This window comes from Micromonospora sp. B11E3, assembly GCF_039871625.1.
Lineage (GTDB): Bacteria > Actinomycetota > Actinomycetes > Mycobacteriales > Micromonosporaceae > Micromonospora.
The window spans coordinates 93,891-115,024 of record NZ_JBDPMC010000014.1 but is presented as its reverse complement, the minus strand read 5'-3'; the positions used below and the strand labels follow the sequence as shown (position 1 = coordinate 115,024).

Annotated in this window: 16 protein-coding genes; 7 read left to right on the top strand and 9 right to left on the bottom strand. The window is 69.8% G+C overall.

All coding sequences use genetic code 11. The features are described from left to right. Positions 1-10 precede the first annotated feature (10 nt). Together ABGB16_RS10680 and ABGB16_RS10675 are read right to left on the bottom strand one after the other, a co-directional pair. Complete coding sequence (locus ABGB16_RS10680) at positions 11-739, bottom strand: hypothetical protein (RefSeq protein WP_347667834.1); 729 nt, start codon at positions 737-739, stop codon at positions 11-13. A gap of 85 nt (positions 740-824) precedes the next feature. After that, a complete protein-coding gene (locus ABGB16_RS10675; RefSeq protein WP_347667833.1) occupies positions 825-1,388 on the bottom strand; it encodes a DUF4352 domain-containing protein in 564 nt (187 codons plus the stop codon). A 99-nt stretch (positions 1,389-1,487) separates the two neighbouring features. Between ABGB16_RS10675 and ABGB16_RS10670 the strand changes: the two genes are divergently transcribed. The 5 genes from ABGB16_RS10670 to ABGB16_RS10650 all read left to right on the top strand — a co-directional run bounded on the left by ABGB16_RS10670 (position 1,488) and on the right by ABGB16_RS10650 (position 12,884). Beyond that, positions 1,488-3,407, top strand: a complete 1,920-nt coding sequence (locus tag ABGB16_RS10670; protein ID WP_347667832.1) for an N-6 DNA methylase — start codon at positions 1,488-1,490, stop codon at positions 3,405-3,407. 145 nt (positions 3,408-3,552) lie between these two features. Further along, entirely contained in the window at positions 3,553-4,617 is a 1,065-nt protein-coding gene (locus ABGB16_RS10665; RefSeq protein ID WP_347667831.1) for a serine/threonine-protein kinase, read from the top strand. A gap of 14 nt (positions 4,618-4,631) precedes the next feature. Continuing rightward, entirely contained in the window at positions 4,632-7,433 is a 2,802-nt protein-coding gene (locus ABGB16_RS10660; RefSeq protein ID WP_347667830.1) for a DEAD/DEAH box helicase, read from the top strand. After that, positions 7,430-12,349: a class I SAM-dependent DNA methyltransferase gene (locus ABGB16_RS10655; protein ID WP_347667829.1), complete on the top strand. Its 4,920-nt coding sequence runs from the start codon at positions 7,430-7,432 to the stop codon at positions 12,347-12,349. The genes ABGB16_RS10660 and ABGB16_RS10655 overlap by 4 nt, the downstream gene beginning before the upstream one ends. 34 nt (positions 12,350-12,383) lie before the next feature. Then, on the top strand, positions 12,384-12,884 hold the full coding sequence (locus ABGB16_RS10650) for a hypothetical protein (protein WP_347667828.1): 501 nt from the start codon (positions 12,384-12,386) through the stop codon (positions 12,882-12,884). A 4-nt stretch (positions 12,885-12,888) separates the two neighbouring features. On the opposite strand, the gene ABGB16_RS10645 is transcribed toward ABGB16_RS10650, so the two are convergent. Beyond that, positions 12,889-13,083, bottom strand: a complete 195-nt coding sequence (locus ABGB16_RS10645) for a DUF397 domain-containing protein (RefSeq protein WP_347667827.1) — start codon at positions 13,081-13,083, stop codon at positions 12,889-12,891. Then, positions 13,076-13,957 (bottom strand): helix-turn-helix transcriptional regulator, encoded by an 882-nt coding sequence (locus tag ABGB16_RS10640; protein WP_347667826.1) that lies wholly within the window; start codon positions 13,955-13,957, stop codon positions 13,076-13,078. The genes ABGB16_RS10645 and ABGB16_RS10640 overlap by 8 nt, the downstream gene beginning before the upstream one ends. A 314-nt stretch (positions 13,958-14,271) precedes the next feature. On the opposite strand from ABGB16_RS10640, the gene ABGB16_RS10635 reads away from it, so the two are divergent. After that, positions 14,272-14,604 carry a hypothetical protein gene (locus tag ABGB16_RS10635; RefSeq protein ID WP_347667825.1) on the top strand — a complete coding sequence of 111 codons (333 nt, stop codon included), beginning with the start codon at positions 14,272-14,274 and terminating at the stop codon, positions 14,602-14,604. A 258-nt stretch (positions 14,605-14,862) separates the two neighbouring features. On the opposite strand, the gene ABGB16_RS10630 is transcribed toward ABGB16_RS10635, so the two are convergent. From ABGB16_RS10630 to ABGB16_RS10615, 4 genes are all read right to left on the bottom strand, one after another. After that, entirely contained in the window at positions 14,863-16,302 is a 1,440-nt protein-coding gene (locus ABGB16_RS10630) for a hypothetical protein (protein WP_347667824.1), read from the bottom strand. A 69-nt stretch (positions 16,303-16,371) separates the two neighbouring features. Continuing rightward, positions 16,372-18,765, bottom strand: a complete 2,394-nt coding sequence (locus ABGB16_RS10625; protein WP_347667823.1) for a tetratricopeptide repeat protein — start codon at positions 18,763-18,765, stop codon at positions 16,372-16,374. A gap of 3 nt (positions 18,766-18,768) precedes the next feature. Further along, positions 18,769-19,380, bottom strand: coding sequence for a DUF6879 family protein (locus ABGB16_RS10620; RefSeq protein ID WP_347667822.1), 612 nt, complete (start codon positions 19,378-19,380; stop codon positions 18,769-18,771). Continuing rightward, on the bottom strand, positions 19,373-19,645 hold the full coding sequence (locus ABGB16_RS10615; RefSeq protein WP_347667821.1) for a hypothetical protein: 273 nt from the start codon (positions 19,643-19,645) through the stop codon (positions 19,373-19,375). Before ABGB16_RS10615 ends, ABGB16_RS10620 begins: the two co-directional genes overlap by 8 nt. A gap of 119 nt (positions 19,646-19,764) precedes the next feature. Here ABGB16_RS10615 and ABGB16_RS10610 point away from each other — a divergent pair, with 119 nt between their 5' ends. Then, entirely contained in the window at positions 19,765-20,163 is a 399-nt protein-coding gene (locus ABGB16_RS10610) for a hypothetical protein (protein ID WP_347667820.1), read from the top strand. A 23-nt stretch (positions 20,164-20,186) separates the two neighbouring features. Here ABGB16_RS10610 and ABGB16_RS10605 read toward each other — a convergent pair whose 3' ends face one another. After that, complete coding sequence (locus ABGB16_RS10605) at positions 20,187-21,113, bottom strand: hypothetical protein (RefSeq protein WP_347667819.1); 927 nt, start codon at positions 21,111-21,113, stop codon at positions 20,187-20,189. Positions 21,114-21,134 lie beyond the last annotated feature (21 nt).

Below are 21,134 nucleotides of genomic sequence, written 5' to 3'. Positions count from 1 at the left end.
GGGCGGGGAATCAAAGGACCGTGATCGAGTCGACCTGGAGAAGCGGCACGGTCGTCTGGCCGCCGATCTGGGTGTCGTAGCTGTACGAGCCGAGCACGGTGACCTTGGCGCGGAAGGTGTCGTCCTCGACCAGGTCCTCCAGGTCGGAGTCCGACCCGGTGAGCATGGTGTTCGTCTCGTAGTCCCACTCGTCGGCCATGCGCCGGTGCGCCACGTCGGCCCGGAAGCTGTCCGTGCCGGTTGCCGCGTCGAACTGGGTGACCCGGCCGTACACCACGTAGGTCTTGCCGAGGTACGCGTCGGGGTTCTTGGCGACGAGCTTCCACCGCCGCTCGCTCAACGTCTGGTAGGACGGCGGCTTCGGCTTCGCTGGGGGAGTGGTCTTCGTGAGCGACGGCGCGGCGCTGGTCGGCGCGGCTGTCGTGGGGGCGGCGGTCGTCGGCGCGGCCGAGGTGTGCGCGGCGCTGCTCGCGGTGGCAGAGGGCGAGCCGTCCACGGCGCTGACGGCCGGGTCGCCGTTGCCGGCCGTGACCGCGCCGATCACCACTCCGGTGCCGAGCGCGACGGCGAGGGCGAGGCCGCCGACGAGCCAGGTCCGGGTGGTGGAGCGTGGGGACAAGGTGGAGGACTCCAGGTTGGGGCCGGCCGGCGGTGCCTCCTGCGAGGTGTACGGCTCGTCCACCGGCTGCGGCTGGTCGGCCGGCTCGTCGGCCGGGTTGTGGGAGGTCGGATCGGTCATGACGGTCTCTCCGTGAACTGACGTGATGTGGCGGGTGGGGGAGGAGCGGGGCGGGGCATCGCGCCCGCCCCGGCCGAGTGGTGGATCAGGTGAGGGAGACCGTCACGCCGCCGGAGAACATCGAGTCGTGCAGCTCGAGCTTGGTGAGCTTCACGTTCTTCGGGATGTCGAAGACGAACACGCCGGTCACCTGGTTGCCGGGGTTGATCTCCTCGAAGAAGGTGCTCTGCTCCTCGTTGGCGTAGAGGCCGGCCTCGGTGTCCGACGAGTACTCGGTGCCGTCGGCCGCGTACGCCTTCTGGCTGCCACCGTCGAGGGTCTGCGGCTCCTTGCCGATGTTCTTGACCTTGATGGTGATCAGGCAGAACTGGCCCTGCGCCTTGTCGCCGAGCATCGACGTGCCGACCTTGCTGACGCCGCACTTCGACGACTTCACCGTGAACTCGAACTTTCCGTCCCGGGCCGGCTGGCCGATCTTGGCGGTCTTCGCCGCCTTCTCCGTCTTCTCCTCGCCCTTCGCGCCGCCCGCCTCGACCTTGCTGGTGCCGCCCTCGTTCTTGCTGGTGGCGCCTTCGTCGGTGCTGCCGGCGCCGCAGCCCAGCGCGACGAGGGCCGTGGCGATCAGGGCGAGGGTCGTGGTCTTGCGCATCGTTTTCCTCCTGCTGTGAACGTGGCGGCGTCAATGAGAGCATCGCCCGTGAACATTGTCAACAGACATGATGCTTGACGGGTGTGACACACTGCGGAGGTGCAGGAGACACCGACCATCACGGCGGCGGAGATCGCCCGGCTCGCCGGGGTCGGCCGCGCCGCGGTCAGCAACTGGCGCAAGCGCCACGCCGACTTCCCCGCCCCGGTGGGCGGCACCCCGGCCAGCCCCGAGTTCGACCTCGCCCAGGTCGAGCAGTGGCTGCGCGCCCAGGGCAAGCTCCCCGAGCTCGCCACCGCCGACCGCCTCTGGCGGCACCTCGCCGCGGCCAGCGACACCCCGGCCGCCGGTCTCGCCACCGTCGGCGCCCTGCTGCTGGCCCGGCAACGCGGCCAGCGCCCCCGCCGATCCGCCGACCCGCACCTGAAGCCGCTGCTGCCCGACGTCGACGCGCTCGCCGACGAACTCGGCCCGCAGGGCGCCTTCGACGAGCTGTGGCAGCGGTTCTCCGCCCCCGGCCCCGGCCGCCCGTTCGCCACCCCCGACGACCTCGCCGACCTCATGATCGAACTCGCCGGCGTCGGCGGCGGCTCCGTCCTCGACCCCGCCGCCGGCTCCGGCGCCACCCTCCGGGCCGCCGTCCGCGCCGGCTGCACCTCCGCGTACGGGCAGGAACTCGACCCGGACCTCGCCCGGCTCGCCGGCCTGTGGCTGGCCCTGCGCGACGTGCCCGGGGAGGTCAGCACCGGCGACTCGCTGCGCGCCGACGCGTACGCCGGCCGCACCTTCGACGCCGTCGCCTGCCACCCGCCGTTCGGCGTCAGCAACTGGGGCGACGAGGAACTCGGCCACGACCCGCGCTGGATCGTCGGCACCACCCCGCGTACCGAACCGGAGCTGGCCTGGGCCCAGCACGCCCTGGCCCACCTGCGGGCCGGCGGGCACGCCGTGCTGCTCATGCCGCCCACCGTGGCCGGCCGCCGCGCCGGCCGACGCATCCGCGCCGAACTGCTGCGCCGCGGCGTCCTGCGCGCCGTCATCGCACTTCCGCCCCGGGCGGCCGCGCCGCACGGCGTACCACTGCACCTGTGGGTGCTGCGGCGGCCCGCGCCCGACGCTCCCCCACCGGCGCGGACGCTGCTCGTCGACGCCGCCGGCGGCGACCTGACCGAGACCGGCCCACGGATCCTCGCCGCCTGGCGCGCCTTCACCGCCGCCCCCGACGCCGAGATCGAGGAGGCCGGGTTCGCCCGCGCGGTCCCGGTGATCGAACTGCTCGACGAGGAGGTCGACCTCACCCCCGCGCGCCGGCAACCCGCCGTCGCGGGGGCGGCCACCGGAGAGCATCTGGTACGCACCAGAGAGCGGCTGGCCGCCGTCGTCGGCGACCTGCCGGCGCTGATGCCGCAGGTCACGCCGGTGCCCGAGGGCCCGGAGGGGGAGTTCCTGACGGTGGGGGAGCTGGCCCGCGCCGGCGCGCTGCACCTGCTCGGCCCGATCCGCGCCGCGTCCGCCGAGAGCGGCGAGCCGTCAGCCGGCGGTCCACCGGTGCTGACTGTGCAGGACGTGCTGAACGGCGAGGGCCCCTCCGGCAGCGACGACGGCCGGCTCGGGCAGCAGATCCGGCTCGCGGCCGGGGACGTCGTGGTGCCGATGATCGCCCGGCAGCTCACCGCCCGGGTGGTCACCGTGGAGGGGGCGCTGCTGGGGCGCAACCTCTACCTGCTGCGGCCCAACCCGGCGGCGCTGGACCCGTGGTTCCTCGCCGGGCAGCTGCGGACGTCGGCGAACGAGAAGCAGGCGTCGAGCCTGTCGGGGACGCTGCGGTTCGACATCCGGCGGGCGCAGGTGCGGCGGCTGTCGCTGGACGAGCAGCGGGCGCACGGCGAGGCGTTCCGGCGCCTGGACGCCTTCGAGTCGGCAATCCGACAGGCGGCGTCGCTGGGTGCCGAACTGGTCCAGCTCACCGCCGACGGCCTGGCCAGCGGCGCAATTCGCCCCGAAGGCGGCTCATCGTGACACATGGCCGCCCGTTCGCGGGATGGGACACCCCGATCGGATGGTGTCTCGCTGTGTACTCAACGTTGTACGGTCGTGCGTCCGTCGGGCGCTCGTGGACGGCGACGGACGCGACGACGTGCGCGGGCATCATGAGGGAGAACGGGTGACGCTGGGCAACATCGGCGGCTACCAACTGGTCAGGCCCCTCGGTTCAGGCGGCATGGGCGAGGTCTTCTTCGCGGTCTCGCCGACCGCCGACCGGGTCGCCATCAAGGTGATCAGGCAGCACCTGCTGCAGGACGAGACCATGCGCGAACGGTTCGCCACCGAGGTGGAGAGCCTGAAGCTGGTCTACGGCTCCCGGGTCGCCCGCCTGGAGGACGCCGACCCGTACGCCGACCCGGCCTGGTTGGCCGTCGAGTACGTTCCCGGAGCCACCCTGCGTCAGTACGTGGACGCCCACGGCCCGCTGCCGTTGCCGCTGGCCGCCATGGCCGGCGCCATGCTCGCCGACGGCCTGGCCAAGGTGCACCAGGTGGGGCTCCTGCACCGGGACATGAAGCCGCAGAACATCATCCTCGGACCCGACGGGCCGAAGGTTATCGACTTCGGCCTGGCGGTCCTCGTGGAGCGGGACAACTACCTCACCGAGCCCGGCGCCCTGGTCGGCACGCCCGCCTACATGTCGCCGGAGCAGGTGCGCGGCGAGCGGGATCTCACGCCGGCCGTCGACGTCTACGGGCTGGCCGCGACGCTGGTGTTCGCGCTCACCGGGCGGGGCCTGTACCCACCGACGAACTCCTGGAATCTCCTGCTTCGGATCAGCAAGCCCGACGACCTGCCCGACCTGTCCAACGTGCCGGACGAGCTCGTCGGCCTGCTCGGGATGATGCTCGCCTTCGATTCGAGTGCTCGACCCGGTCTCGACGACGTGCGCGCCCGCCTGCTGGCGGTGGCCACCGCCGCCAGCGGCAAACCGGTCGTGGACCTGCGGCGGGAGGTCGCCGACCGCACCTACGACCGGGACGTCGAGCTGTTCGTCCCACCGGGCCTGGACGATCCGCAACTCGATCCGGAGGACCCGGCGGTCATCGACGAGGACCCCGAGCCCACGCCGGACATCAAACGGGACGACGTCGATACCGAGCGGCCCCCGGCCCCACGGGCCGACGTGACATGGCTGGTCGACAAGATCCGTCGCCAGTACGCCCGCCGTTCGACGCTGTAGGAGAGGTTCCACCGATGACCACCCCCCAGGACGCGACCTTCGCCCCGGGCTCCCGCATCGTCGTACGGGACGAGGAGTGGCTGGTGCGCGGCGTCAAGACGGGCACCGCCGACGGCACCATGATCAAGGCGGTCGGCGTCTCCGAGTTCGTGCAGGACGTCGAGGCGACGTTCTTCACGAAGCTGGAGCCGATCACGCCGCTGGTGCCCGAGGAGACGGAACTCGTCCAGGACACGTCGACCCGGTTCCGGCAGAGCCGGCTCTTCCTGGAAGCCGTCCTCCGGCGTACGCCGCTGCCGCGCACCGAGCGCGGCCTGGCCCTGGCCGACCGCTTCCTGCTCGACCCGCTGACCTACCAGCAGCGCCCGGTCGAGCTGGCCCTGTCCGGCCTGCGCCCGCGGATCCTGCTCGCCGACGTGGTCGGCCTCGGCAAGACCCTGGAGATCGGCCTGATCCTCGCCGAGCTGATCCGCCGGGGCCGGGGCGACCGCATCCTCGTCGTCTCGCCGCAGCAGGTGCTGGAGCAGTTCCAGCGGGAACTCTGGACGCGCTTCGCGATCCCGCTGGTGCGGCTCGACTCGACCGGCATCCAGCGCATCCAGCAGGAGATTCCCGCCGGGCGGAACCCGTTCACCTACTTCAAGCGGGCCATCATCTCGGTCGACACCCTCAAGGACGCCGGCCAGTTCGGCCACCACCTCGACGCGACGACCTGGGACGTGGTCGTCATCGACGAGTCGCACAACCTCATCAACAAGGGCACCCAGCGCAACGAGCTGGCCCGCCGGCTCGCCGCGAAGACCGACGCGCTGCTGCTGGCCAGCGCCACCCCGCACAACGGCGACCGGGAGTCCTTCGCCCAGTTGATCTCGCTGCTCGACCCGGCGGCCATCGCCAACGAGAAGGAGTACGAGGCCAAGGACATCGCCCACCTCTACCTCCGCCGCACCAAGATCAGCCCGGAGGTACGCGACCAGATCGGCGACCGCTGGGCCGACCGGGGCCCGTCCCAGGCGGTGCCCTGCGCGGCCAGCGACCGCGAGGAGCAGATCTTCGACGAGCTGACCGACGTGTGGCTCGCCGGCAAGTGGAGCGACGAGGCGATCACCGGGCAGCACCGGCTCTTCCCGTACACGCTGTTGAAGTCCTTCCTCTCCTCCCACCGCGCCCTGCACGAGACGGTGACCAACCGGCGCAAGAAGGCCACCGGCACCGAGCGGGCGGCCCTGGATCGGCTCGCGGAGCTGACCTCTGCGATGACCGACCGCGACTCCAGCAAGCTCCAGGCGCTGGTCGACGAGCTGACGGAGATCGGCGTCGGTAGGGGCAGCGACACCCGGGCGGTCGTGTTCTCCGAGCGGGTGCCCACCATCAAGTGGCTCGCCCAGGTCGTCCCCGGCATGCTGGGCCTCAAGCCCGGCGCAGTCCGGGTGCTGCACGGCGGCGTGCCCGACCTCGAAGAGCAGAAGATCCTGCAGGAGTTCGAGCTGGCCGGCAGCGAGGTGCGCCTGCTGTTCACCGGCGACGTCGCCTCCGAGGGCGTCAACCTGCACCAGCAGTGCCACCACCTGATCCACTACGACGTACCGTGGAGCCTGATCCGCATCGAGCAGCGCAACGGCCGCATCGACCGGTACGGGCAGAAGCACCAGCCGCAGTTCCGCGCACTCCTCCTGACCTCCCGCCGCGAGGACGCCAAGGACGACCGGACCGTCTCCCAGAAGCTCCTCCAGCGCGAGGAGGCCGCCCACCGCAGCCTCGGCAGCGTCGAGGCCGCGACCGGCCAGTTCGACGCCAAGGCCGAGGAGGACCGGCTGGTCCGCGACCTGCTGGCCGGCAAGACCGTCGACGAGTCGTACGAGGCCGCGTACGCCGAGGTCGACGTGATGGCCGACCTGTTCGGCGACGTCGGCACCGCGCCCGTGTCGGCGGACGTCCCCCGGGCCCGGGTGCCGAGGCTCTTCGACTCCACCCGTGATTTCGTCGACGCCGCCCTCCACGAGATCTACGACGACCGGCCCGAGGACCACATCGACCTGCGCCGCGAGGACGAACTGCTGACCTTCCTCGCCCCCGACGACCTCGTGCACCGGCTCACCGACCTGCCCCGCTCCTACCTGCGCGCCCACCGCGAGGGCGACGACCTGCGGCTCAAGGTCACCTTCGACCGCCGGCTCGCCCAGCGGAAGCTCGACCAGGCCCGGCAGAGCAAAACGCCGATGTGGCCCGAGATCGCCTTCCTCAGCGACGTCCACCCCATGGTCGACTGGCTGGTCGACAAGGTGCTGATCCGCCTCGGCCGCCAGCAGGCCCCGGTGCTCACCGCCGACGTGCCGGCCCCGGTCTTCCTGATCCAGGGCGTCTACGCCAACCGCCTCGGCCAGCCCACCGTGGTCCAGTGGATGGCCGTGTCCGGCCTGCCCACGTCGCCGGAGATCCGACCCATGGACGACGTCCTCCGCGAGGCCAACGTCGGCCCGACGATGGTCAACCGCGCGGAGGCCGTCCCGCTCGAACCGCTCACCCGGCTCCTGCCGCAGGCCGTCGGCGTTGCCCGGCAGCACCTGGAGGGCAAGCGCGACGAGTGGGCCGAGGCCAACGCCGAGCCGCTGGAGACGTACCGCCAGCGGCTGACCCACTTCCGGCAGGCCAGCATCCTCGACGAGCTGCCCGCACCGCACCGCGAGAAGCGCCGCCAGCGCGTCGACGCCACCGTCCAGGAGCAGCACGACCTGCTCGACCGTTTGGAAACCGCCGGCGACCCGCTGCTGCGGGTGCTCGCCGTCCTCGTACCGTCCCCGGAGAGCGCAGCATGAGTTTCGAGTCGCTGACCAACCGCGGCGAATACCTCTCCGCGCACTACCTCGCCGAGGTGCTGCCCACCACCCTCAAGGGCGGCCTGCTCAAGCAGTGGGCGGAGACGGAGAAGTCCGGCACGCAGACGCCGCGCACCCGCCTGCGCGGCATGCGCCGGCCCTACTTCGACGCCAAGACCGAGCTGACCGACGTCGAGTTCTTCGACCCGGAGCGGCTGCGCAAGCTGCACCAGGAGCTGTTGACGGCGCTCGGCTTCGAGCCGCGGCCGCAGACCATCACCGTCGAGCGGGCCGGCCACGAGCACGAGATCACCGTCGCCCACGCCGAGCTGACCACCGCGCACGGCATCGTCGCGCTGGACTGCGGCTGGGCCGTCGACACCGAGGCCGCCCAGGACCCGGACGGCGCCGGCCGGCTGCTCGACCCGGTCACCCTGCCCGGCAACGAGACCATCGACACCGGCGTCAAGCTCGCCTCCTGGCTGTTCGCCGCCGAGCAGCCGCCCCGCTACGTGCTCATCCTCAGCGGTGGTGTCGCCACCCTCGCCGACCGCAGCGCGTGGGGCGAGGGCCGCTACCTGGCCGTCAGCCTCGACACCCTGTACGGCCGCAACGACGACAAGGAGTACGACGTCGTCGCCGCCCTCTTCGGCGCCGACTCGCTGCGCCCGCCCGCCGAGGGCGGCACCGAACCCCTCGCCGACCTGGTCGCCGGCTCCCGCCAGCACGCCGTCGGCGTCTCCAGCGAACTGCGCGAGGGCCTGAAGGTCTCCGTCGAGCTCATCGCCAACGAGGTCCTCGACCGGATCCGGCAGGCCGGCTACCGGCCCGAGCAGGTGATGGACCTCGACGAGTTGGCCAAGGAACTCGGCCGCGAGGCCCTGCGCTACCTCTACCGCATCCTCTTCCTGCTCTACGCCGAGGCCCGCCCCGAACTGGGCGTGCTCCCGGTCAACGACCGCGAGTACGTCGAGGGCTACAGCCTCGCCCGCGTCGGCGACCTCGTTTCCCGCCGGCTCGCGCCGTCGGCCGAGGGCGGCTTCCACCTGTACGAGTCGCTGGACCTGCTCTTCCGCATGGTCAACGGCGGCCACCGGCCGCGCGGCGGCGCGGAGGTCGACGAGAAGGCCAGCGAGGGCGAGGGCCTGCGCTTCGAACCGATGAAGTCCGAACTGTTCCTGCCCGAGCGGACCAAGCTCATCGGCCGGCTCATCCCCGAGCCCGGCAGCGACCCCGACGACCCGGACGGCCCGAAGATCGACACCCGGCTGCGCAACAAGGTCCTCTACGAGGTGCTGCGCCGGCTGATGCTCACCAGGGGCGGCAGGAAGCGGCGCGGCGGTTTCATCTCGTACGCCCAGCTCGGCATCAACCAGCTCGGCGCGGTGTACGAGGGCCTGATGTCGTACACCGGATTCGTCGCCACCGAGCAGCTCTACGAGGTCGCCAAGGGCGGCGACCCCAAGGACGGCTCGTGGATGATCCCGGCCTCGAAGGTCGACGACTACGAGGACGGCGTCTTCGTCTACAAGGAGGACCCGTACACCGGCGTCCGCAGCCGGGTCAGCTACCAGCCGGGCCAGTTCGTCTATCGGCTCGCCGGCCGCGACCGGCAGACCAGCGCCTCCTATTACACCCCGCAGTCGCTGACCGAGGTCACCGTCCAGCTCGCCCTGAAGTACCGCCTCGACCAGGACGACACCGTCACGCCCGCCCGCGAGCTGCTGGACTGGACGATCTGCGAGCCGGCGCTCGGCTCCGGCGCGTTCCTCAACGAGGCGATCAACCAGGTCGCCGCCGAATACCTGCGCCGCCGCCAGAAGGAACTGGATACCACCCTCGACCCCGAGGACTACCACCTCGAACTCCAGCGGGTGAAGGCGTACATCGCCCTGCACAACTGCTACGGCGTCGACCTCAACCGCACCGCCGTCGAGCTGGCCGAGGTGTCGCTGTGGCTCAACGTCATGCACGCCGGCCTCCAGGCGCCCTGGTTCGGCCTGCACCTCCAGCGCGGCAACTCCCTCATCGGCTGCGGGCGCAAGCTCTACGCCCCGGAACAGCTCGCCGACAAGTCGTGGCTCACCACCGCCCCGGGCGAGAAGCCGTTCCGGGACGGGCCGATCGACGAGGGCACCATCCACCACTTCCTGCTCCCCGCCGACGGGTGGGGCGCGGTCGCGGGGGAGAAGGAGGCCCGCGAGCTGGCACCGGAGGAGACCGCCAAGCTCAAGGCATGGCGTACGGCGATGAAGCGCACGCCGTCCGCCAAGGGGAAGAACTCGCAGGTGAAACGGTTGCAGGCGCTGGCCCGGCGGGTCGAGTTCCTGTGGGGCCTGGTGCAGCAGCGGCTCGCCATCTCGGAGCAGGAGATCCGCCGCGACATCAAGGTCTGGGGCGCCGATGACCTGCCGCCGGTGAAGGGAGCGGTGGAGCGGGACAAGATCCTTGCCGACCTGACCGCGCCCGGCACGCCGTACTGGCGGCTCAAGACGCTGATGGACGTGTGGTGCGCGCTGTGGTTCTGGCCGCTCGACAAGGTCGGCCTGCTCGACGGCTCCGATCCGGCGTACCCGGCCGCGCCCGTCCAGGTGTCGCACGTCAGCGAGGTGCCGGCGTACGAGGAACCGGTGGTCTACGAGGCCCCGGACATCTTCGGCAACGTGCAGCCGCAGCAGATGAAGCTGCCGGCCAAGGCGACCGGCACGCGGCGGATGACCGTGGCGGAGCAGCTCCGCCAGCAGGTGCCCCTGACCAACCTGGACGACTGGCTCACCTTCGCCGAAGCTCTCGTCGGCCGGCGCGACGCGGACGAGGACACCGAGCGCTTCCTTGGCCGGAAGCTCACGAGCCTGGGCGAGATGAGCGAATTCGAGCAGAAGCTCGACGGCGTCATCGGCGTTGACGCACCCTGGACCCTCTCCGACCGTTTTCCCTGGCTTCTTGCCGCCGAACAGATCGCCGACCAGCAGGGCTTCTTCCACTGGGAGCTCACCTTTTCGCACGCCTTTGCCAAGGGCGGATTTGATCTCCAGATTGGCAATCCGCCGTGGGTCCGCCTGGACTGGGACGAACCAGCCGTCCTTGCCGAATGGCAGCCGTGGTTCAAGCTCGCTGATAAGCCATCCGAAGACTATTTGCAGATTAACAGATCTTCCTTGCTTGCTGTGCCTAACACGGCTTGCCGATTTCTTGCATCCATGGCGGAGAACGCGGCTGCGGTCGCCTATCTCGGGGGTGGGGCTACATATCCTCTGCTCTCTGGCACGCGACCAAATCTCTATCGAGCCTTCGCTGTCAGGTCTTGGAGTAACCTTTCAAGCGCGGGGATTTCTGGTATGGTGCATCCAGATTCTCATTTCACGGGCTCTAAGGAAGGTAAGCTTCGTGCCGCTTGCTATCGGCGCTTGAGATTCCATGCCCACTTCGTGAATCAGAGAAAGCAGCACCTGTTTGCGGATGTTGACAATCATGTAGAGTTTGGTGTCCATGTTTACGGACATGCTAGAACGATTAGCTTTAGGCAGTCTGCTTACCTGTATGACCCGACTACCCTCGTTGGCTCTCTCCGCCACGATGGCAAAGGGGACCCTCCTGGATTGAAGCATGAAGGCGATTGGGATCTGCGCCCTCACGCTGCCAGAGTCGTCAAGGTGGACGCCGAGGTGCTATCCGAATGGCGCTTGATGTCAGGTGATACTGAGACGCCTGTAGAGGAGACGAAGCTCCTCTATCCGGTTACCGTAGCGGAGCAAGGGGCTATTGATGCTCTTGCTCGCTTTGAGCATCGACTCGGCGGCCATGACTACCATGTAAGCGGTGGGATTAACGAGACGAACGGCAAGCGAGACGGTCTTATCCGTTGGGATACCTATCAGCCCGTGAGTTGGGCAGATGTAGTAATCCAAGGGCCGCACATTGGTGTTAGCGCTCCGCTTTCAAAGCAGCCGAACATTCCGTGTCGGAGCAACAAGGACTACGAAAGCTTGGATTTAACGACTGCATCTCCTGGTTGTGTGCCGAGGACCAATCTTCGCCGTAACTGTGAAGTCGATCGTTACCGCTCAGTGCAGGACCGGTGGGGCGACCGCCCTTGCACTGACTTTTACCGCCTTATGTGGCGGGAAATGATTTCATTAACTGGTGAACGAAGCCTCTACGGCGCCCTGCTGCCTCCCGGGCCAACGCATATCCATGCCGTCCGCAGTCTGGCGTTCGATGATCCTCGCATGACCGCACTGCAGGCTGGTTTCTGGGCAGCCCTTCCCCTTGACTATGTGTTGCGGGTGGCGGGGAGACAGCATCTTGATTCTGGTGAGGTCAGAGGCATTCCGATTGCCGCTATGGGCCATCCGCTGGCATCGGCACTTCTGCTACGTGTGCTACGACTGAACTGTTTGACGACCTCGTATGCTCCGCTTTGGGAAGAGTTGTTTGACCACGGCTGGCAGATTTCTGAAAATTGGGCCGCCGAGTGGCGGGACCTGAACCAGCTCAACGCTGGCTTGAGTCGAAAGTGGAGTCAAGGTAACGCGTTACGGGATGAGCGTTCCCGAAGGGCTGCCCTCGTCGAGATCGACGCTTTGGTTTCGGTGTGGCTAGGCATCGACGTCGATGGGCTTGTAGCAATTTACCGGGCACGTTATGCCGTTCTCAACAGCTATGAACAGCACATGTGGTTCGACGCGGCTGGCCGCAAAATTGCTCGGGACTTTCACGCCCAGGGTGTCAAGCAGTCCAAGGAGGTTTTTAGGCAGCTTATGGCGTATATGGATGACCCTGAGCAGAATCCGATGCCGGAGGGGTATGTGGCGCCATTCTACAAGGCGGATCGAGAGAACGAGTACCGGTTAGCGCACGCTGTGTTCAGCAAGCGGCTTCAGGATGCAATCGACGCGGGCTGGCAGCCGTCGTAGCCCGCTACCCCTTCTGCCATGCCAAGGAGAGCAAATGGCTCCGAGTAACCACCAGAAGCACCAGGCTGGGCGGCACCTCGCGGTGGCCGAGGCCCTGTTGCAGGGCTATTCGGCGAGCCTGGACGGGCCGCAGACGTTCGTGAAGATCAACGGCAGGACGGCGGCTGTTCAGGTCGCCGCGCAGGGCGGGTGGATGATCGCCGACATCGACAAGATGACGGCGATGTCGACGGACCTCTACGTCCTGGTGGATGTGACCGACGGACGGCGGGCCTTCTACGTCGTACCTGGAGACGACCTGCGTAGCGGGGGGGGCGCGAGCGGCACGACGAGTTCATGGCGAGCGTCGGCGGCGTTCGCCCGCGCAACCCGAACAGCCGGCACACGGCGATCTACCCGGAGCACGTTGAGGCATGGCGGAATCAGTGGTCACTGTTTGACCAGGCGGCCCAGCCGGCGAGTGGAGACGCGGCATTCTGAGCGGCTGCCCGACGGGAGCGCGTCCGGCAGGTCTGCCGGCTGCGCTCCCGTCTGAGGGCTCAGTGCGCAGTCTTGGTCGCCCGGACGAAGCTGGTCCAGGCGACGGGGGAGAAGGTGAGGGCAGGCCCGGCCGGGTCCTTGCTGTCGCGTACGGCGACAAGACCGGGCAGGTTGTCGGCGACCTCCACGCAGTCGCCCCCGTTGCTGCCACTGCGGGTGCTCTTGCGCCATTGGGCGCCTGCGAGCTCAGCCATGGTGAACCTCCCCGACGATCTTGTTGATGAGCTGCCTCGATTGTGCCTCATCGAGCGCCAGGTCATTAAGGCTTGCCCACACCTGCTGGTAGGCGGCGTACTCTTCCGGGCGATCGAGGTAGAGCGCCCCGGTCCACGACTCGCAGTAGATGACCGAGGGCTCCGGTGTAGTCCTCTTGCCCCACGGAAAGTCGAGGATTACGAAGGTCCCTGCTTCCGCGCCCCTGTGGAGCCCAGCGGTGAGGGGAAGGACTCTGATCGACGCGTTGGGCAACTGGCCGATGGTCAACAAGTGGCGGAGCTGACCTGCCATCGTCTGCGCATTCCCGACAGTGCGCAGTAGCGCAGCCTCCGCAAGGACCACGTCGAGCTTTGGCGCCAGCGGCAGCCGCCGACGCAGCAGAGTCTGTCGCTGCAGCCGCACTTCAACTAGGCGCTCTCGTTCCTCTTCGGTGACCTCGGCTCGGTGCTGGTACACCGCGTGGGCGTAAGCACGTGACTGAAGCATGCCCGGGATCAGGGATTCGTCAAATCGCCGAATGCGGGAGGCGGCGGATTCCAGGCCGACGTACAGCTCGAACCAGTCGGGGATGGCGTCGCCGTACGAGTGCCACCAGCCCTTGGCCTTGGTCTCGTTGGCCAGGGCGGTGAGCGCGGCGGTCAGCTCGGGCGTCGCGCCGTACAGCTCGCACATGGCCCTGACGTCGAGGGCGCGGACCGGGCCGAGGCCGGTCTCGATGCGCCACATCTTCTGCCGGCTGCACTGCAACGCCTCCGCCGCCCCGTCGAGCGTCATCCGCGCCTCGGTGCGCAGCTCACGCAGCGCCCGCCCGAGCTGCCGTCGCGGGACTGTCGACCCCATGTCATCGGCCATCCGCTCTCCGCCCCTCTCCGCGTTGCATTTTGTTACATCCGTTTTGGTGTCGGTGGAACATAGGAATGTTGCCCGAAACTTGCTGGGGGAGTGGGCAATCATTCGCTGCGACTGCGCCTATGACCATACAAGACAGTGCGGGGTCGAGCCATCATGGCGCGATTTGCGCGAATGTTGTTGGTCGACGAATGGAGTGGAGATTGCCGAGCCTGTCGGACAGGACCGCCGCAGCCGGCCGGGAGGTCGGTAGCAGCGCATTCGAAGTGGACGTACGGCCGAGATGGCTGGGATCGGGGACCGATAGTTTCCTCGGCATGGCATATCGGAACTACACGGCCGACGGCAGCTATTGGACGGTACGCAAGCAGGGGTCGGTGTACTGGGTCGTCCGCATGCGTCGGGTCAACGGCTCGTACGAGTATCTGGACACCTGGGGCGGCTACGAGCGCGCGGGTGCCGCCGCGGGAGCGGCAGCGCAACTGGCCTACCACCAGGCGCGTGAGGACGTGCTTAAGGAACTGGTCGGGAACCTGCACAACGCGTTGGACCGCGCCGGCCTCGGTGCTCCCCCCGCGCCGGCCCCGGTCCGGCCACCCGACAGGTCGAAGCTGCCGCTGACGGACGAGCCCGACGACTTCGAGGACTGACCGGCGCCGCGTGGAGTCGTGCCTCCCCAGCGCCGACGGGACCACCCCGTACGCGAGACACGTGTCCGGATGAGGAGCCCGCGCGGCCGGACGACTAACCGACTTTGGCGAACGGCGACCCCGTACAGCGGGCCGTGGTTGCTTGAGAGCCGCTTCCATCTGCTTCGCGGTCGCCATTGGCCAGCCGCCCCCTTGCACCTGCTTGGTCAGCTACTTGGCACCTCGCTGCGGATTCTTTGTCCGTGTGGCCGACAGCGGTCACCCACGGCGGTCATTGGTGATTCGTACGACGAGTGCGGTGCCATCGCGACCGAGGGAGAGCACGGCGTCGTCGAGCCGCGCTTGTGACCACTTCCGGTACGTGCGCGGCGCCGCCCGCAGGTACGGCCCGAGCTCGCCGTCGGCGAGGTGTCGGTAGAGCCGTCGTTCCACGCCGCGGAAGACTTCGAGCACCTTGCCGTCCGGTAGGGGCGTGCGGTAGCGGGTGCCTTCGAGGCGGAGCCCGTTCGGCAGCCGAAGTGAGGTGGTGGTGCTCAGCGCCCAGGGCGGGTCGAGGTCGAGCAGCGTCGGCTGCTCGGTGGAGAGGTCATCGCCTCGCTGCCGAGGGGTGGCGTAGTCGCGCGCGGCGGCGCTGTTGCCGGCGAAGAGCAGCGTGGCGGCGGCGACAGCGCGGGTCAGTACCTGGGTGAACCAGCCGCGACGCTCCTCGGGTATCTCGAAGATGTCGGGTGCGCCAGGTGGCAGGTCCTCGTCGGCGGGGCTGGCCGTACCGCTGGGAGCCGCCGCTGCGCCTCCGGCGGTCTCTGGTTCCTGGGCGTCCTCGGCTGCGGTTGCCGCCTGCTGTGGCTGCCAGTGCTGGTCCTCGGGGCTGCCGCGCAGCAGTTCATCCAGGTCGCGGTTCGGTCCCGACCACAGCCCACCGTCGCCGGGCGGATCGAGTACGTACGAGGTTATCCGCGACCGTGCGAGGCAGGAGGCCACCATCAGCGACGGCGGCGTGCGGCCCCCCACCCTCAGCGCCTCCACCTGTACGGACGCGCGCGCGAGTTGCTCGATGGCGAAGTTCTTCGCACCGTGGGTGCCTTTGCACTCCAGGATGACGACCTTGAAATCGGTGCGGCGGCCCGAGGTATGGTGCCCCACCAGGAAATAGTCGGGCCGCTTCTTGGTGTTGTTGGCGCTTTCCACGTCGCCGACGCCGGTGATGAAGCCGGCCTTCAGGGCTACCTCGGCATCGACGGCATGGAACTCCCAGTCCGGGTACAGCTCGCGCAGCGCCGCCTTTGCGACGACCAGCGCCAGCCCGATGCCCAACTGCTCGGACTGGGTCACCTTGTGGTGATACACCACGTCCTCGGCGTGCCGGGACAGCGCGAGGTGCCCGCGGGCGTTCGTCAGCGTCGCGCAGTACCGGACATGCGCCCAGTGCTTGGCCACCTGGGCCAACGGTGACGCGGTCAGGAACGTCGTCGCCACACCGAGTTCGTGCAGCACCTGGGCGGGGCTGGTCCGCAACGGCCTGGAGAGGCGAACAGGAGTGGGTGGCTTGCCGTAGGCGTACGCGTCGTTGCGCTCGGCCTGCTCCTTGGCAGACTTGGCCACGCTGCTCGCGAGCGCGTCGGACGACTGGACCACCAGCAGCGATTCCCGGCCGAGGGATCGTACGAGCGAATCGAAGTTCATCTGCACCCCCAGCACGCCTGCCCTGCCGAGTCCGACACTCAGCGTGAGTTATAGATTCCAGAGTGTCAATGCATCGGGGGTTGATCACGGGGCTGGCGACGCCTCGATGCGCTCCCGGAGCGCGGCAGCGCGGGCGTCGTCGAAACCGGCCAGCCGGGAGCGGGCCTCCCGCAGGTGGTGCGGGGCCTCGTCGGGGCGTCCGGCCGCCACCAGCGCGGCGGCCAGGTGGTCGAGCGTGAGCGCCGACTGCCAGTCGTCGCCGAGCTGCCGGTGGGTGGCCGCCGCACGCAGGTGGAAGGCGATCGCCTGGTCCGGTTGTCCCAGCTCCCGGTACGCCTCGCCGGCGCCGTCGAGGGCCATCGCCTCCCGGCTGCGGTCGCCGAGCCGGCGCTGGATCGTGGCCGCCCGGTGGGCCGCCTCCAGCGCCTCGCCGGGCCGGCCGAGGGCGCGCTGGACCCGCGCGTACTCGACGAGCCAGTGCGCCAGCCAGACCGGGCTGGCGCCCTCCTCGGCGATGGCGAGCGCCTGCTCGATCGCGGCCCTGGCCTCGTCGGTGCGCCCGAGTTCGCGCAGGGTCATGCTCAGGAAGAACAGCGAGTTTCCCTCCTGCCCCCGGTCGCCGATCTCCCGTTGCACCGGGAGCGCCCGGTCGAGCAGAGCGACGGCCTCGGTCAGGTCGCCGAGTTCGTAGCGGGTCTCGGCGAGGTTGCTCAGCAGCAGGGCCTGCCACCGCCGGTCGCCGAGCCGCTCGAAGATCGCCAGGCTGTCGGCGAAGTGGGCGAGCGAGTCGGTGAGCCGGCGGTGGCGCAGGCCCAGCAGCCCCAGCGCGTTGACCGACACCGCCGTGCCGTGCTCGTCGCCGGTCTCCCGCCGGATCGCCAGCGCCGCCCGGTGGTGCTCGGCGGCCTCGGTCAGCTGGCGGGCCTGGAAGTGCGCCTTGCCGAGGCTCTCCAGCGCCTCTGCCTCGCCGCGCCGGTCGCCGAGCGCGCGGGCCGCCGCCAGCCCGGTCCGCGCCGTGGCGAACCAGCCGTCGAAGGCGTTCCGGTGCATGAAGACGCTGCGCAGCAGCGCCGCGAGCCGCCAGGCGGTCCGCGGGGCGTCCGCCGCGGCGGCCCGGGTGCAGGCCACCAGGTTGTCGCGTTCGGCGTCGAACCAGGCGTCCGCCTCCGCGCCGTCCGCGAAGGCCAGCGGTGCGACGTCGGTCGGCGGATCCAGCGGTACGGTGCGGTTGAACGGCAGCGTCCGGGCCAGGGCGGCGTCGGTGGTGTGCAGGTACCAGTCGAGTACGCGGCGCAGCGCGGCCTGGCGCTCCCGCGCGCTCTCCAACTGTCGCACCTGGTCGACGGCGTAGGCGCGGAGCAGGTCGTGGAGCTGGTAGCGCCCCGGCGCGTTCTGCTCCAGCAGGTGGGCGGTGACCAGCGCGTCGAGCGCCTGCCGCACCTGGGACACCGGAACGCCGGCCAGCGCGGCGGCGGCCGGGACGCTGACGTCATGGCCGGGGTGCAGCCCGAGCAGCCGGAACAGCCGGGCCGCCGACGTGCCGAGCGCGCGGTACGACCAGGCGAAGACGGCACGGACCGCGTCCGCCTCCTCGTCGTCCTCGGCGGTGAGGGCGTCCCACAGGGCCGACTCGTCGCGCAGGTCCTGGATCAGCTCGCGCAGCGGCATGAGCGGCCGGCTCGCCGCACGCTCGGCGGCGATCCGGAGGGCGAGCGGGAGCCGTGCGCAGAGCCGCGCCAGTTCGGTCAGCTCGTCGGGGTCGTCGCCGCTGCGGTACTCGGCGGTGAGGCGGCGCAGCAACGTGACCGCGTCGTCCTCGGACAGCATGCGCAACGTCAGACGCCGTCCGCCGTCGCGGGTCACCAGCCCGGAGAGCATGCTCCGGCTGGTGACGACGACCAGGCAGGTGTCCGTGCCCGGCAGCAGCGGACGTACCTGCCGGACGGTGGCGGCGTTGTCGAGCACCACCAGGATCCGCCGGTCGGCCAGCCGGGAGCGGTAGAGCGCCTCCCGGTCCTCCGGGTCGGCGGGAATCGCGGTGGGCGGCACGCCGAGGGCCCGGAGGAACCGGTCGAGCACCTGCTCCGGCCGGGCCGGCTGGCCCGGGTCGTAGCCACGCAGGTTCGCGTAGAGCTGCCCGTCCGGAAACCGGTGCCGGACGCTGTGCGCCCAGCGCAGGGCGAGCGCCGTCTTACCGACCCCGGCGGTGCCGGTGATCACGGAGAGGGTGACGTCGGCGCTTCGACCGCCGTCGGACAGCAGCCGGTTGAGCGCCCGCAGCTCCTCGACCCGGTTGACGAAACCGCGTACGTCACCGAGGAGCTGCCGTGGGGGAGGGCCCTGGGAAGCCTCGCCGCCGTGGAAGTGCACGCCCCCGTACACGTCGCGGGCCTGGACCAGGTCGGCGGGGCCGGACAGCTCGGACCGGTTGACCTGCTCCGGCCCCCGCTCCGATCCGCTCGGCCCGACGCCGCCCACGTCTCACCCCACCCGGGGAGGCTCCAGCGGCGCGACCGCGCGGGCGAAGAACTCGTCCAGCGGCTCGCCGTCGTGGTAGAGGGACTCGATGTACGCCTGGCAGCGCCCCACCAGCTCGGGGTCACGCCAGCGGCGGGCGGCCGCCAGCACACCGTCGGCGTCGTAGACCGCCTCGTACATCACCTCGGTGCCGAGGGTGTAGATCTCCGGCACCGGGCCGCCCGACTCGGCCGCCGCCACCGCGTCGGGACCGACCACGCTGGTCAGCCCGCCGTGTTCGTGGCGGAGCAGCAGCACGTGCAGCTCCCACTGGAGATACGGCGTGAGGGGCTGCTCCACGACGCGCACGCGTCGGGTGGCGAAGCCGTTGTCGGCGATGCGCCGGTAGTAGTTTCGGAACTCGGGGCGGCGGGCGTCGAGGATCCGTAGCGACTCCTCCCACCGCCCGTCGGCGAACGCCCGCCAGCCCTCGTCGTAGGGTTCCTTGAAGGTCTGCTGCCGTTCCAGCTTCCAGAAACCCGGTGCGGCGCTCTTCCAGAACCGATCCTCGAAATCGGCCCAGTAGTCGTCCAGGCTGAGCCGCTCGCCGGGATCCCCGCCGGTGAGATCATGCATCAGGTATGTCCACCTTCGCGGCGATCATGGTCGACCGGGGAACGATGATAAGCCGCTCGCCCGGATCCACCGATACGCCGTCGGGCAGCCGGCCCCGGTACGTCTCGGTGAGATCCTGCCCGATCATCGCCACGTCGCCGTTGCTCAACTCCCAGACGTCGGGGCAACTGCCGTCGCCGGACGTGTTACCCAGCTCATGCGCGGACTTGCCCCAGCGCCGCGTGAGCTCGGCCGCCGGATCCGCCTCCCAGCGCTGCCCGCTCATGCTGGCCTCCTGTTCGGGCTATCACTCGTGAGCGCCCAGAGTAACATCGAGATTACTGAATGGTGGATGCCCAGGGGTCGCGCGTGCGGCCGCGGGTGCGATGGCCCGAAGGTGAGCGTATGGCAGACCCGATCATGGTCACCGCCGCGACGACACTCGTCGCGTGGGCGACCACCGAACTGGCCCAGGGCGGCAGGCAGGCGGTGTCCTCCCTGATCGAATTCCTGCGGAACCGGTTCCGGCACGAGCCGGCGGCGCGGGAGGCCGTCGAGGGGGCTCTCCGCCAGCCGTCACCGGATGCCACCCGTCGTCTCGTCGAGGTCCTGGAAGGCGAGGCGCTGCGCGACCCGGCGTTCGGTGCCGAGCTGCGTGCCCGCTGGACGCAGGCCGAAGCCACCGTCACGGCCGGAACGGGCGGCGTAGCGAACTCGGTCTCCGGCGACGTCCACGGCTCGGTGGTGCAGGCGCGGGACGTCCACGGGGGCATCTCGTTCGGCGGCGGATCCACCCGACGCTGAACCTACCGCCGCTGGCCGATGACTCACGCGCGAGTCGGCAGTTCCGTTTGCACGACCCTGGCGAAATCCCGCCGCAGTGCGGCGAGGTCGACCGGGTGGCCCGCCATCCTGGCGCACAGTTCCGCCAGCGGCCAGGCGGCGTAGTGGCCGAATCGGGCGGCGTAGATGGCGACGGTATCCAACGTGAACGTGTCGGAGTAGTCCAGCAGCACGTACCCCAGCAGTTGGTCCAGGTCTCCCCGGGCCAGCTGCGCGGCCCGGCTGCCGTCCGCCCGCGGCCTGCCTCCCTGCCCGGCCTTGAAGTCCACCAGCACCCCGCCGACGATGAGATCGGCGTCGGCGTTGAGGTCGGCGCTGCCGTCGAACGTCGACCCGGTCACCACCGGGCCGGGCGGCAACGCCGGCAGCAGCCGTTCGACCCCGAGGTCCCGCATGGCGATCAGATCGGCGACCTCGTCGGCGTTGGCCAGCGCGAGCAGATCCGCCGCCCGACTCTCCGAGCCGAGCCGCATCAGACGGGAGCCGTCAATCCTGGGCGCCCGGTACAACTCCACCAGGAGCGCCAGCGCGTACGACACTCGCGCCCACCATTCGCCCGGCCGATCGGCGAACCGGTCGGGTCGGATCCGCCCGACGAACCTGCCCTCGTCGTCGACGGCGCCCAGGTCGTGCAGGAGCTCGAGGCCCGCCCGCCGGCACGGCACCCGACGTGCGCGGAGCCCGGCCGCAGCGAGAGCGATCGAGGGCGCCGGGTCGACAAGGAACCGCAACCACCAGTCGATGGCCGCGCCCTGGGTGCCCAGCGCGACCGTCGCGGACGGCAGCACGACGGCCGCACCGGCCGCCTCCCGGTAGTCGGCCTGCACGTCGTGATGGTGCGGAAACGTCGACCGCAGCCACCGGGCCACCGGGCTCTGCGCGTCCTTCACCTCGGCTGTCAGCGCGGACATGGTTGCCCCGATCATGTGGAG

What these genes read in the sequence shown, in the direction of transcription:
- ABGB16_RS10680 (WP_347667834.1), bottom strand. Translation starts at nt 739, where the DNA reads ATGACCGATCCGACCTCCCACAACCCGGCCGACGAGCCGGCCGACCAG.
- ABGB16_RS10675 (WP_347667833.1), bottom strand. Translation starts at nt 1,388, where the DNA reads ATGCGCAAGACCACGACCCTCGCCCTGATCGCCACGGCCCTCGTCGCG.
- ABGB16_RS10660 (WP_347667830.1), top strand. Translation starts at nt 4,632, where the DNA reads ATGACCACCCCCCAGGACGCGACCTTCGCCCCGGGCTCCCGCATCGTC.
- ABGB16_RS10655 (WP_347667829.1), top strand. Translation starts at nt 7,430, where the DNA reads ATGAGTTTCGAGTCGCTGACCAACCGCGGCGAATACCTCTCCGCGCAC.
- ABGB16_RS10650 (WP_347667828.1), top strand. Translation starts at nt 12,384, where the DNA reads ATGGCTCCGAGTAACCACCAGAAGCACCAGGCTGGGCGGCACCTCGCG.
- ABGB16_RS10645 (WP_347667827.1), bottom strand. Translation starts at nt 13,083, where the DNA reads ATGGCTGAGCTCGCAGGCGCCCAATGGCGCAAGAGCACCCGCAGTGGC.
- ABGB16_RS10640 (WP_347667826.1), bottom strand. Translation starts at nt 13,957, where the DNA reads ATGGCCGATGACATGGGGTCGACAGTCCCGCGACGGCAGCTCGGGCGG.
- ABGB16_RS10635 (WP_347667825.1), top strand. Translation starts at nt 14,272, where the DNA reads ATGGCATATCGGAACTACACGGCCGACGGCAGCTATTGGACGGTACGC.
- ABGB16_RS10620 (WP_347667822.1), bottom strand. Translation starts at nt 19,380, where the DNA reads ATGCATGATCTCACCGGCGGGGATCCCGGCGAGCGGCTCAGCCTGGAC.
- ABGB16_RS10615 (WP_347667821.1), bottom strand. Translation starts at nt 19,645, where the DNA reads ATGAGCGGGCAGCGCTGGGAGGCGGATCCGGCGGCCGAGCTCACGCGG.
- ABGB16_RS10610 (WP_347667820.1), top strand. Translation starts at nt 19,765, where the DNA reads ATGGCAGACCCGATCATGGTCACCGCCGCGACGACACTCGTCGCGTGG.
- ABGB16_RS10605 (WP_347667819.1), bottom strand. Translation starts at nt 21,113, where the DNA reads ATGTCCGCGCTGACAGCCGAGGTGAAGGACGCGCAGAGCCCGGTGGCC.